The organism is Thermococcus paralvinellae, assembly GCF_000517445.1.
Lineage (GTDB): Archaea > Methanobacteriota_B > Thermococci > Thermococcales > Thermococcaceae > Thermococcus_B > Thermococcus_B paralvinellae.
Window position 1 is genome coordinate 993,040 of sequence record NZ_CP006965.1, and the last position, 12,809, is coordinate 1,005,848.

11 protein-coding genes and 1 tRNA gene are annotated in these 12,809 nt (G+C 40.5%); 5 read left to right on the forward strand and 7 right to left on the reverse strand.

Features of this window, described 5'->3' with window-relative positions; genetic code table 11:
- The first annotated feature begins 46 nt into the window (after positions 1-46).
- The 3 genes from TES1_RS05490 to TES1_RS05500 are packed head-to-tail and all read left to right on the forward strand — an operon-like array spanning position 47 to position 3,754.
- Positions 47-1,744, forward strand: coding sequence for a pentapeptide repeat-containing protein (locus tag TES1_RS05490; RefSeq protein WP_042680933.1), 1,698 nt, complete (start codon positions 47-49; stop codon positions 1,742-1,744).
- 44 nt (positions 1,745-1,788) lie between these two features.
- Positions 1,789-3,108 carry an NAD(P)/FAD-dependent oxidoreductase gene (locus TES1_RS05495; RefSeq protein WP_042680935.1) on the forward strand — a complete coding sequence of 440 codons (1,320 nt, stop codon included), beginning with the start codon at positions 1,789-1,791 and terminating at the stop codon, positions 3,106-3,108.
- A gap of 40 nt (positions 3,109-3,148) precedes the next feature.
- Positions 3,149-3,754: an RNA 2'-phosphotransferase gene (locus tag TES1_RS05500; protein ID WP_084340026.1), complete on the forward strand. Its 606-nt coding sequence runs from the start codon at positions 3,149-3,151 to the stop codon at positions 3,752-3,754.
- Here TES1_RS05500 and TES1_RS05505 read toward each other — a convergent pair.
- Complete coding sequence (locus TES1_RS05505) at positions 3,738-4,973, reverse strand: MFS transporter (protein WP_042680937.1); 1,236 nt, start codon at positions 4,971-4,973, stop codon at positions 3,738-3,740. The two genes, TES1_RS05500 and TES1_RS05505, sit on opposite strands and share 17 nt — an antisense overlap.
- Before the next feature lie 171 nt (positions 4,974-5,144).
- On the opposite strand from TES1_RS05505, the gene TES1_RS05510 reads away from it, so the two are divergent.
- Positions 5,145-5,232 (forward strand) — tRNA-Leu (locus TES1_RS05510).
- Between the two features lie 226 nt (positions 5,233-5,458).
- Here the strand turns inward: TES1_RS05510 and TES1_RS05515 are convergent.
- From TES1_RS05515 to TES1_RS05540, 6 genes are all read right to left on the reverse strand, one after another.
- The gene (locus TES1_RS05515) at positions 5,459-6,634 is read right to left on the reverse strand and encodes an NAD(P)/FAD-dependent oxidoreductase (protein WP_042682740.1); all 1,176 of its coding nucleotides are present in this window, start codon (positions 6,632-6,634) and stop codon (positions 5,459-5,461) included.
- Entirely contained in the window at positions 6,624-6,917 is a 294-nt protein-coding gene (locus TES1_RS05520) for a (2Fe-2S)-binding protein (protein WP_042680939.1), read from the reverse strand. Before TES1_RS05520 ends, TES1_RS05515 begins: the two co-directional genes overlap by 11 nt.
- Positions 6,914-7,420, reverse strand: a complete 507-nt coding sequence (locus TES1_RS05525) for a 4Fe-4S binding protein (RefSeq protein ID WP_042680941.1) — start codon at positions 7,418-7,420, stop codon at positions 6,914-6,916. The genes TES1_RS05520 and TES1_RS05525 overlap by 4 nt, the downstream gene beginning before the upstream one ends.
- Positions 7,417-8,853, reverse strand: coding sequence for an FAD-dependent oxidoreductase (locus tag TES1_RS05530; RefSeq protein WP_042680943.1), 1,437 nt, complete (start codon positions 8,851-8,853; stop codon positions 7,417-7,419). The genes TES1_RS05525 and TES1_RS05530 overlap by 4 nt, the downstream gene beginning before the upstream one ends.
- A 175-nt stretch (positions 8,854-9,028) precedes the next feature.
- On the reverse strand, positions 9,029-10,165 hold the full coding sequence (locus TES1_RS05535; protein WP_042680945.1) for an NAD(P)/FAD-dependent oxidoreductase: 1,137 nt from the start codon (positions 10,163-10,165) through the stop codon (positions 9,029-9,031).
- Positions 10,158-11,645: an FAD-dependent oxidoreductase gene (locus TES1_RS05540; RefSeq protein ID WP_042680947.1), complete on the reverse strand. Its 1,488-nt coding sequence runs from the start codon at positions 11,643-11,645 to the stop codon at positions 10,158-10,160. The genes TES1_RS05535 and TES1_RS05540 overlap by 8 nt, the downstream gene beginning before the upstream one ends.
- Before the next feature lie 154 nt (positions 11,646-11,799).
- Here TES1_RS05540 and TES1_RS05545 point away from each other — a divergent pair, with 154 nt between their 5' ends.
- The gene (locus tag TES1_RS05545) at positions 11,800-12,777 is read left to right on the forward strand and encodes an ornithine cyclodeaminase family protein (protein WP_042680949.1); all 978 of its coding nucleotides are present in this window, start codon (positions 11,800-11,802) and stop codon (positions 12,775-12,777) included.
- Positions 12,778-12,809: the final 32 nt, after the last annotated feature.

The window sequence follows — 12,809 nt, forward strand, 5'->3', positions numbered from 1 at the left end:
TAATTTTTGATAAAATTTTTATAGTTTTGCAGAGTAACATACATTCATGTGCAAGATGGCTCATTTTGGGAACTGCGACCCCGAAATGGCTGACCAAGAGTACTGCATTTTTCGCAAGCCGGATAAAGATGAAAAAGAAGCAAGGAAGTTTTACAATAAGCTAGTTCTGAAGTTTTTTGGTTATGTACTTAATATCAAAGGCATTGCAGTAAGAAAATTAGAGAATTTTGAATACAACCTTCATTTCTCTAAGAATATTCCTGTGGGTGGCACTACATACTCCCACAGGGCAAATTACAGATTTAGGTTGTCCCTACGTTGTGAAAAGTTTGTATTCCCCGAGATTCCTACAGATGTGGCATTTTCCTTTGAGTATGCAATTTTTGAAAAGAAGGCAAACTTTAGATCGGCAATATTTATTGGCTACACTACATTTGAAGGAGCCGTATTCAAAAATGAGGCAATATTTGACTCTGCAATATTTAAAGGAAACACAATCTTTGAAAAAGCACAGTTCAATGGAGTAAGTAGATTTTCAGATGCAACGTTTGAAATGTCAGCATACTTTGAGAATTCAATGTTTAATGGAAACGCTGTTTTTGAGAGGACTGAATTTCGTAGAGAAACATACTTTGAGAATGCAACCTTCGATAAAACAGCAAATTTTGAAGAGACAATGTTTTTTGGCAAATCAAACTTCCAGAAATGCAGATTTCTGGGGGATGCAAAATTTTCGGAGGCGTGTTTTGAATTAAGTAGTGATTTTGAAAGATGTATTTTTGAGAAAAACGCAGATTTTTCAGCAACTACTTTCAACGGGTATGTATATTTTGACAAAACAATATTCAAAGGTGACTGTTTATTTGAAGGTGTTACTTTTAATGAACCGGTTTCACTTAAAGGAAAGCCCAAGGAATATGAATACAAATTCTACGGCAAACTTGACTTCTCTAACGTCGATATTAGAAAAGGTATCAGCATTATAGACTACAAAGAAGATGGCAGTCTCTATGAAGAAGGATTCTTATCGTTATTTAAAAGAACCGACGCCCTGATCGAAGCCGCCCGCGTCCAGCGCCTCAGCTTTGAAAAAGAAGGAAAACGCGAAGAGGCCGATAGGATGTTCGTTATCGAAATGCGCGCCAAACGAAAACTACGAAAATTGGAGCTATTTAATAGAGCATTAAACCGAGCTTTGAATGTGCGAGTGATTAAGTACTTGCTAAACCTCTCCGAGAAAGGAACTGGCTGGATGAGGAAAGATTCGGAGAGTCTTTTGGAGTTCCTAAAGTTGATACTACTCACATTCACGATTTATCCTCTAACAGCTTTAGTCGTGACATTCGCAATATTACTAATTAGTACCCTCTATGTTCTAGGATACGTGACTGAGGTAGTCATAGGAGATTGGGTTTCACTATATGGAACAAGCTGGGAACGAGTTCTGGAATCGTCGTTAATTGTTATTCTTGGTTCTACTCTGCTGTATTGGCTTGGTCAAAAAGCTGGGTTTGGGACAGTTTGTATTCATTCAACTGTCACCTCTAACGGCGTTGTGTGCAATGCTCCAATCTCCAGCTTCTGGGATGCCCTCTACTACTCCCTCGTAACCTTCACCACCCTTGGCTATGGCGACATGCATCCAACTGGCTGGCTTAAAGCTCTAAGTGCAATAGAAGCCCTCACAGGTGCAGTCTTTATGGCACTTATCGTTGCAGTCATCGCAAGAAAGTGGATGCGCTGAATAGATTTTTATACCCTCTTTTCAATTTTCCTTTGGTGGTAGTGATGAGAATTGTTGTTATTGGTTCTGGAACAGCTGGAAGCAATTTTGCACTTTTTGCAAGGAAAATTGACAGAAAGGCTGAGATTATTGTCATCGGGAAGGAAAAGACCATGCAGTACTCACCCTGTGCCTTGCCGTTTGTTCTCAGCGGAAAAATACCAAAGCTTGAAGACATAGTTGTCTTTCCAAACAGCTTTTATGAGAAGCAGAAAATCCAACTGATGCTTGAGACGGAGGCAAAGGAAATTGACAGAGAGAGGAAAGTTGTGATTACGGACAAAGGTGAAGTTCCCTATGATAAGCTCGTCTTGGCAACGGGTTCAAGAGCCTTCGTGCCTCCAATAAAAGGGGTTGAAAATGAGGGTGTCTTTACACTTAAGAGCATGGATGATGTGAGAAAAATCAAAGCTTATATCGAGGAGAGAAAGCCGAAGAAAGCTGTTGTTATCGGTGCTGGCCTCATTGGATTAGAGGGAGCTGTGGCATTCAGAGAGCTCGGTATGGAGGTTTTAGTTGTAGAGCTTTTAGAACATTTATTACCAACCATGCTCGACAAGGATATGGCAAGAATTGTGCAGCAGTACTTAGAAGAGAAAGGCATAAGCTTTAGATTCGGTGTTGGAGTAAGCGAGATAATTGGAAGCCCAGTCAAAGCTGTCAAGATTGGAGACGAAGAAATCGAGGCCGATCTCGTTCTTGTAGCTACTGGAGTTAGAGCCAACGTTGATTTAGCTAAAAAAGCAGGTCTCGAAGTCAATAAAGGAATAGTTGTAAATGAGTATCTACAAACCAGCGACCCAGACATTTACGCTATAGGAGACTGTGCAGAGGTCTTTGATGCAGTAACAGGTAAACGAACCCTCAGTCAGCTCGGTACAACTGCTGTGAGGATGGCAAAGGTTGCTGCTGAGAATGTCTTCGGCAAAAACGTGAAGTTCAAGCCCGTGTTCAACACGGCAATAACAGAGCTTTTTGATCTTGAAATTGGAACTTTTGGAATGACAGAGGAGAGAGCTAAGAAAGAGGGAATTGATGTTGTCGTTGGAAAATTCAAAGGCTCAACAAAGCCAGAGTACTATCCTGGCGGAAAGCCAATTCACGTTAAGCTGGTTTTCGGAAAAGAAGACAGAAAATTAATTGGAGCCCAGATAGTAGGTGGCGAGAGAGTTTGGGGCAGAATAATGACTCTTTCTGCTTTAGCACAGAAAAATGCCACAGTTGAGGACATCATTTACCTCGAAACTGCCTATGCTCCACCAATAAGTCCGACCATTGATCCAATAACCGTTGCAGCGGAGATGGCCTTAAGGAGGTTTAAGTGATTTTTCCCTTCTTTTTACACTCTCTTCTGGTGAACTTCCTATGAGGGACATCTACATTCACAACGGCAAATTCACAGAAGAACATAAAGGTAAGCTGTTCTTAGATGGCAGAAGAAGGGTTAAGTTGAGCAAGCTCATGACTTACATTTTGAGACACTCTCCGTGGGAATTCAACCTCGATCCAGATGATTTCGGCTTTATTGAGCTTGACGAGTTCGTTAAAGCCCTTAAAAGTGTTTATCCTTGGGTTGAAGAAGAGCACGTCAGAGCTATTGTTGAGCTCGATCCAAAGGGGAGATTCGAAATTAGGGATGGTAAAATTAGAGCCCGCTACGGGCATAGCTATGATGTGTTTTTAGACCACGAGGAAGACAAAGAAAGCAGAATCCTCTATCATGGGACACCACGAAAAAACCTAAACAAAATCCTGGGAGAAGGATTAAAGCCCATGAAGAGGAGATTTGTTCACTTAACGACAGATAAGACTGAGGCATACTACACTGGCTTGAGGCATGGACGGGATGTTGTAATTCTCGTTGTTGATGCAGAATGCTTAAGGAGAAAGGGTTACAAGATATACAAAGCTGGCAAAAACGTTAGAATAGTCAAATACGTTCCTCCTGAGTGCATTATTCTTGAAGTTTAAGGGTTAAGATAAGCGCAAGCCCGAGGGGGACCAAAGTCGAGAGAAACATGAGCCTAAAGCTGATTCCAGCCAAATAACCTCCTAACATAGGACCAATGACCCAACCGAGACTCATCATGGTATTTAGAAGTCCCATCGCCTGTGCTTTCTCACTTGTCTTGACCTTCAATGCTACATATGTCGAAGCAGAGCTAATTGTCATTGACCACTTAATTCCAGAGAACACACAAACTGCAACCATAAGCCAAAGGCTTGTAGCAAAGATATAGCCGGTAAAAACGGCCATATAGCCAGCAATTGATAAAATGTAGAAAAGCCTTGTGCCATATCTGTCTATCAGCTTTCCTATAAAAACTGCACTCACTGCAGCAGCTAAAGAATCTACTCCAAAAAGAATTCCAACCCATCTTTCTCCAAAAAGCTCACCAAAATAAACAGACAAAACAGAGTACACTTCTCCTGACGCTATCATCACCAGAAACACTGAGATGTAGAAAATCCTTAAATTTCCCTGCATCAGCCTTCTAAAAGCTGCACCTTCAAATGTCACTTTGTCGCTTTCTCTCGCTTCTTGAACTGCTATTATGCCAAAGTCTCTCTTTTTAGACCTTCCCTTTTCGCTTATCATCAGAATAAACAGAGTGCCAAAGGCAGCAAATAAGAACGCAACAAAGAATACTCCTTTAATTCCTAAATATTCAACAATAATACTCCCAAGAAAGTTCCCAAGCATGAAGCCAGCGTTTTCAACGGAGCTAAAGAATCCAAAGGCTGAACCAACCCTGGTTGAAAGTTCTGAAATTAACGCAGAATGAGCTGGCATCATGGCTGAAGTTAAAGCCCCCTGAAAAGCTCTCAAAGTTAAAAGAAATATTGGTGAAGAAACCAGAGCCATAAAAACATAGATCAAACCCGAGGAAAAGACACCAAAGGCTATGAAAGGCTTTCTCTTTTGAGTTTTATCTGAGAGATATCCAAATGGATACTGAAAGACTGTTGAGGTGATGTTGAACACCACACTCAAGAGACCAACGAAGAGCATTGTACCTCCAATTATCCTCATATAGACACTCAGATAGGGAAAGGCTATACCCCAAGAAACATTTGCAAGAAACATCCCAATAGCAAATAGGACGATATTTCTTTTCTTCTTCCGCTTTACAGCAAATTTATTCGCTCTTTCTCTTAGAGCTTGCATCACCGCCTTTTCTCTCTTCATCACTCTCAACTTTTTTCAAAAATGTTTTATAAACCTTTATCTGAACATTCAGAGAGAAATCTCATACGTAAGTTGGGGAAACATAATGTTGAAATCTTCATAATCACTACCTGTTATAATTAAGTCTGTCTCAGAAACCTTTAAATATCCAGCACATTTCATTAATGCTGAGCGGGGGTTGCCGAGCCTGGTCAAAGGCGCGGGATTTAGGGTCCCGTCCCGCAGGGGTTCCCGGGTTCAAATCCCGGCCCCCGCACCACAACAAACTCTTCTGAGAAAAGTTTGACTAAAGCCCCTTTATCTGTTTAAATACAATCTCTTACCAGCTCTTTAAGAGGTAAGAGTTTAGTTCCTTGTTCTCTTTACTATGGAAGCTTCGTCTCCTAACTTCTTCGAATTTGTTCGAATTTTAAAAAAGTTTGTAAATGCAAAAATCATTAGTTCACAAATCTTCAGTTCTGCTAAAATAAAATAAAGAACAAAACTCATCCAATCTGGAATGCTGCACTTCTTAATTCTCCACGCTCGAATCTGTGTGGGTCATACCACTCCCAGTCAAGTGGCACTTTTGATTTGCCTTTTATTATAAGCTCTGCAATTGCCTCACCGACTCCCGGTGCCATCATGAAACCGTGCCCACTAAATCCTGCAGCTATGTAAAGTTCATCTACATACTGAATCCTCCCAATTGCAGGATTGCTGTCTGGAGTCTTCGCATAAAATCCTGCCCATTGCCTGACTACATGTACATACTTCAAAGCTGGAATTATTCTTGTTGCCCATTTAAGAACCTCTCTCAGGAAATCATAGGTTGGCTGAACATCATCTAAGCTTGTCGGTTCTTTTTCAAGTCCTGTTCCACAGATGACGCCTCCATCTTCCCCATCTTGTATGACATAGGAATCGTTCCATGCTGGAGGACACGTCAAAGGCTCAATTTGACCAGGAGCTATTGGTTCAGTTTTTGCTATTTGATGCTTATACGGCTTTATTGGGACAAAATCTCTGCTTAATCCGGCCATTTCATTTATTATTGGTGCCCAAGCATTTGCAGCATTCACGACTATACCAGTCTTTATTACTCCCTTTTCTGTTTTTACACCCTTAATCTCTCCATTCTCAACAATAATTCCAGTTACTGGTGTGTGTTCGTATATCTCAACTCCCATTTCCCTAGCCTTCCTTGCAAATGCATGGACAACTCTGAATGGACAAGCCTTACCATCTTCTGGATTCCATGCCCCTGCCAAGAAGGCTTCTGCATTCAAGGGGGGAACGATTTCTTTGGCTTCCTCTGGTGTTATGAGTCTTGTAGGGACACCAAATTTATTCTGAAGTTTTATATTCTGCTTAAAAGCCTCAATTTCTTCCTCAGTGGTTGCTAGGAATAAATAGCCTGTCTGTTTGAAGTGAACATCATATTCGAGCTCCTCACTCAAATGTTTCCATCTCTTTTCGATATTATACCTCTGGAGCTTGATGTTTGCCTCGTCTGTGAACTGTGCCCTGATTCCAGAGGCACACCTAAAGGTTGAGCCTGAGCCAAGATAGTTCTTCTCAAGCAAAACAACGTCCTCAACACCAAGTTTTGCCAAGTGATATGCAATTGAAGTTCCTGTGCTTCCACCACCGATAATAACAACTTCAGCCTTACTCTTCATTCCCATCACTCTCCATCTCACCCACCAATACTCCAGCTGGAACAGGCCTCACGGGAATTCTCGTTGCAGGAAGCTTGATCTCATCTGGTTTTTTGCCGGTTTTCCTTGCAAGAATTGAGATAACCATCGGAAGACAAGTCCTTCCTTGACACGGCCCCATGCCAATTCTTAAAAGCCTCTTTATCATCTCGATGTCAGTAACTCCTTGGTCTATTAGAGCTTCGATTTCTTCCTGAGTTACTTCATTACAGCGACAAATTATGATGTTTTTCTTGTCACTCATTTTCTCACCACCTTGACAGCCCTAACATCCCAAGCGAGTTCAATTGGCATTTCAACCGTTATTATTGGCGTGTCTCCCTTGCTCTTTTCTCTTGGCACTACTGTGATCACTTTTCCTCTTCCCACTTCTTCTCCAATCCGGTTAAGCAAAATTACTTCCTCTCCAATCTTTGGAACTGGTAAAAGCTCGTGTGGCATGGTTACTCTAGCTTTATCACCAACGTAGTGAACCATGAAAAACGCCAAGCCGGGACAAATCTGCACACAGAGAGAACAGCCGATGCACTTCTCGTAATCAACAATTGGAATTGCATTTGGGTTTTCCATAAGAACAGCATTTGTAGGACAAATTTCCTTACATGGCGTACAAGGGATTTCTTGAGGACATTCCGGAATCGCAACAGGTCTTTTCCTCAAGCGCTCCTCGCTGGGAAGCTCTATGACTTGCTTGAGCTCCTCAACTGTTATGAACCCTTCTCTGAGGTAGTGTGGAATTTCACTCATTCTACCACCACCTTCTTAATACCCTCAAGAACTTTCCTACCAAATGGCCCAGCTCTAAACTCATCAAGCTCTTTCTGGGCTTTTTGTATTTCCTTGAGCCATTCTGGTGAAGCAATGCCAATTTCCAGAGCGGCAGCAATTCCAGCTATCTTTCCTTCAAGCATTGCCGTTGTTGCCTCCTCAATTCCTGCTGAATCTCCTGCAACAAAGATTCCCTTAATTGTTGTTTCCATTCTGCTGTCCCTAATCACTACGTGCCCTCCAAGTTCTGGAACGTATTTGATTTGACAGCCAACCTGATGAAGGAGCTCTATGCTTGGCCTTAATCCAACAGCTAAGGCGATTACATCAACATCAAATACTTTCTCGGTTCCCGGAATTGGTCTCCATCTCTCGTCAATTTGAGCAACAACTGCTTTCTCAACTTTTTCTTCCCCTTCAGCTTTAAGAATGGTGTGTCTTGTCAGAATTGGAACACCTAATCTTCTAACCTTTGCTGCATGAACGAAATAGCCTCCAATCTTTGGCATAGCCTCAACTATTGCTTTTACTTCAACTCCAGCTTGGATTAACTGATAGGCTAAGATTAATCCAACGTTTCCAGCACCAACAATAAGAACCCTCTCTCCCGGTTTGACCCCATATGTGTTCATTAATGTCTGAATTGCTCCTGCCCCATAAACGCCCGGTAAGTCATTACCTTCAAAGGGTATCATCTTTTCCATTGCTCCAGTTGCCACAATAACAGCTTTTCCTCTAAACTCAATCAGCTCTTTATTCTTCCTGACCCCAACTACGAGCTTTTCATCTCCATCCTGAAGAAGCATTATCGCTGAGGTTTCAAGGAAAATCTCTATGTTTTCTCTTTTCCTAACCTCATCCTCTAAAATCTCTGCTATCTTGACTCCCCTAACTCCTGCAAACTGCTCCCTCTTTCCAAAGAACTTATGAGTCTGCTTTACCAACTGACCTCCAAGCATTGGATTTTCATCAAGAAGGATAACTTTGGCTCCAGCATCGGCAGCATTTATTGCGGCCATTAAACCTGCTGGACCACCACCAATAATTACAATATCACCGAAAACTTTTTTGGCATCCTTCCATTTGGAAGGCTTTGCATCCTTGGGCAGTTTTGGCTTATCCCGTTGCATTCTTATATCCATGCCATCCTCAACGAGGGTTATACAAGTTCTTACGTTTGGAATTCCATTCACTGTCATTAAACACGAAGCACACTTCCCAATTGCACAGAATAAGCCACGAGGTCTGTGTTTGTTAGGAGTATATGCCAGTACCCTTATGCCCGCAGCATGTAGTGCCATAACTATTGTTTCTCCTTCATATGCTTCAATTGGTTGCCCTTCAAAATAAATTGTTACTTTTCTGCCACGCTTTTCCTGAAAATTTAGAATAGGATGTTCGGTGAGTCGCATAAGGTTTCACCAGCATGAAATATGTAAAACTCATTTATGAGGATTTTTTCATAAAAAAGTTTTGCACCTTTGGTTGTGTCTCTATTTAATATCCTGACTTTTTGATAAAAGAAAATTTCATAGAAACATTTGTTAAAGCAAAAAAAATTTCATAGAACAAAAGAAATTCCACAAATTATCCCATCTGGATAGCCTTTTCTCTAAGTTCCCCACGTTCAAATCTATATGGGTCGTACCACCAAATCGGTAGGTGAGTTCTTCCTTTGATTATTAACTCAGCTATCATCTCCCCAACAGCAGGACTCATCATGAAGCCGTGTCCACTGAAACCCGCTGCAATGTACAATTGGTCAATTTCCTCTATTCTGCCAATTGCTGGATTGCTATCTGGAGTCTTAGCATAGTATCCAGCCCACATTCTTAGAATTCTGAGATTCTTTAATGCTGGAACAATCTGAGGCAGTGTTTTTGTGACTTCTTTTAGGTATTCGTAGGTTGGTGTTAGATCATAGGTTGGACCATATTCCAGTCCAATTCCTCCAATGACACCTCCATGGTGGGTTTGGGTAATATAGGCATCATGATGTCTGAAAGAAATAACCATTGGTTTGATGGAACCTCTCTCTATGGGCTGTGTTATTATTGACTGATGTTTGTATGGCCTAATTGGTATGTCAATTGGTATACCAGCCATTATGTTTATTAGAGGAGCCCATGCATTTGCGGCATTCACTACTATATCCGCTTTGAAAAACCCTCTATTGGTTTTTACTCCCTTAATCTCACCTTTCTCAACTAGTATATCTTTAACTTCCGTGTATTCATATATCTTTGCTCCATACTCCTTTGCTTTTCTTGCAAAGGCTGTAACTGCAAAGAATGGGTCTGCCTTTCCATCAGTTGGATTCCAAGAAGCGGCAATAACTTCGTCAATATTTATTAAAGGTGCTATTTCCTTAGCTTCCTCAGGAGTTATCAACCTAGTGGGGACCCCAAACTTGTTCTGTAAAGCAATATTCTTCTTAAAGTCCTCAACTTCCTCTTCACTGTAGAGAAGAAATAAATAGCCAGTCTGGTCAAATGGAAATTCGTATTCTTCACTGTACTTCTTCCAAAGCTCTACTGAGCGCTTCATAACCTGAATATTGGCCTCATCTCCAAATTGCTGCCTTATACCTGTTGCACATCTAAAAGTTGAACCAGAACCTATATACCTTTTTTCAAACAAAGTTACATTCTCACCGCGCTTTGCCAATTCATGCGCTATTGACACACCAACAATTCCCCCACCAATAACAACAATATCACTCATTGCCAATCACCTTCATTGTAACGGGTTTCAACGGAGGCCTAGCAGTGGGAAGATCTATCTTATCCATATCAATACCAGAAAGCTTGCTTACAATAACTGCTCCGTTAAATAGACAATATCTCCCTTGACAAAATCCCATTGCTAAGTGAGTGAGACGTTTTACTATTTGGAGATTTGTAATACCACCGTTGACAACATCAACAACAGATTTCAGTGTAACGTCACACCCACAGATATATGTTTCCTCAAGATTCAGCTTTGATAGGTCTATTTGGGGCAAAGGTTCTTCAATTTCCTTGTTGATCTTTTCAAATTCTTCTTTGAGCTCTTGAATGCTAACTCCAACTCCAAGCTCATTCAGTATGTACCTGGCAACCAGTCTCCCCTCTAAATAATTTGCATAATGACTTTTCAGAGAAGCAACGCTTCCAGCAACGTAAACTCCTTCAATTATTTCATTCTTATCATTCTTTACTGGAACATATGCACCGTTCTTGAAGATTATTTTTCCTCCCACTAGAGTTATTGGATTCATGTCCGGTCTCCTACCGTCTGACATTATGACTGCATCGACCTCATAAACATTCCCTTCAATGTCAATTATCCTTTCTACACTCTCTTCTCCTTCTACCCTTTTTGGATTTTTCACAATGATATATTCAATACCAACTCTTTCAAGTTCTGGCACTATGTCCTCCGGCTTTCTTCCAACAACAGCAACTTTGTTACCCGGTTTAACTCCCCAGACATTTATGAGTTCAAGAGCAAAATCCCGTCTAAAAACCCCGGGCATTTCATTGTTTTCAAAGAGCATGAAGTTATCAACAGCTCCTGTAGCTAAAATCACTTTTTTAGCATATATCTCAACCAGTCGTTCTCCTTTGGCTGCAGAAAGCAGGAAAAGATTCCCATCCCTATAAATGCCAAGGAGTGTAGTTCCTTTAAACACTTTAACATTCTTGTTGAGTTTTGTTACAAGATCTTTCACGACTTCTTTTGCTTCTTTGTTATCAAATTTCTTCACTGGAACACTTTTTCGTCTCATATCACCCCCAAGGTAGCCTTTTTCTTCTATCAATGCAACAGTTAGATAATCTTGGAGCTCTAAAGTTGCACCAATGCCAGCTATTCCTCCACCAACAATAGCAACATCAATCACATACTTCTCAGGCGGCTTGCTTTTATCAACTTCTACGCTCTCTTGGTACTCGAGATATGTCTGCCTTTCAATTCTCATACCGTCTTTGACTTTGGTTTTTCTGGCATCTTTGTTTTTAATGCCATTTATCTTTACGAGAGCTGGCCCAAATGCAAAAGCACCTCTTTTTCTTCCTTCGCTGCTTATACTAATCCACCGAATTCCATTAGCTAAAAGAGCAACTGAAATTTTTTCTCCTTCATAAGCTATCAAGGGAGTGCCTTCAAAGTATATTGTTACCTGCTTAGAAGGGTCTTTCTCATATATATCAAGAGGTCTCATACTCTTCACCTGCAAAAATCTTCATTCGAAAATAAATTAGGATGTTTTGTAATATAAAACTTTAGGTTCATAAAGACTATTGTCAAACCTATTGTTAACAAAACTACGCTAAGTTTTATTATATAGTCATCCCAAAATTTAGGGGGTGTTGTTCATGTTAGTCTTAAGTAGAAATGACTTGGAAAAAATTCTCTCAATGAAAGAGGTTATTAAAGCCATAGAAAAAGCATTTCTTGAACTTTATAATAGAACAGCTAAAGTTCCATTAAGAATCATAATCGATATAGAGAAACATAAAGGCACTATGCTTTATATGCCTTGCTATCTTGAAGAAAATGATGCATTGGCAATAAAAGTTGTATCGGTCTATGGGGAAAATCTGAAAAAAGGTTTCCCCACAATCTTTGCAACTGTTCTCGTAAATGATCCTGAAACAGGAAAACCTTTAGCAATCATGGAAGGAGGATACTTAACTGCCATGAGAACTGGAGCAACAAGCGGTGTTGCAACTAAGTATCTTGCAAGGAAAGATTCCAGAACTGTCGGAATAATTGGAGCTGGGGTGCAAGCAAGAACCCAGCTATGGGCAGTCTATGAAGTCAGACCACTTAAAAAAGTCTTTGTCTATGACATATCCATGGAGCGAGCAAAAAGTTTCGCTGATTATATGTCCAAAAAGCTTGGGATTGAAATTATAATCGCGAAAAGTCCCGAAGAAGTCGTTAGAAATTCGGATATACTTATCTTAGCAACCACTGCAAAACAGCCTGTAATAGATGGAGACTGGATAAGAGAAGGTACTCACATAAATTCCATAGGATGGGTAGGTCCAGAAGGCAGAGAACTCGATTCAAAAACTGTAAGAAAAGCAAAACTCATTGTTGATTCAAAAGATGCCGTCTTAAAAGAGTCAGGGGATATAATTATCCCAATAAAAGAGGGTATTATTGATGAAAGCCATATATACGCCGAGCTTGGAGAGATTGTAAGCGGAGCCAAAAAAGGCAGAACTTCTAATGAGGAAATAACACTGTTTAAGAGTGTTGGACTAGCGATTGAAGACGCCATTACTGCAAAACTTGCTTATGAGAAAGCCATCAAAGAAAACATTGGTAAAGAGATAGAATTTTGACCCATTATTTTGATTTTTATCCATCAAGAGTT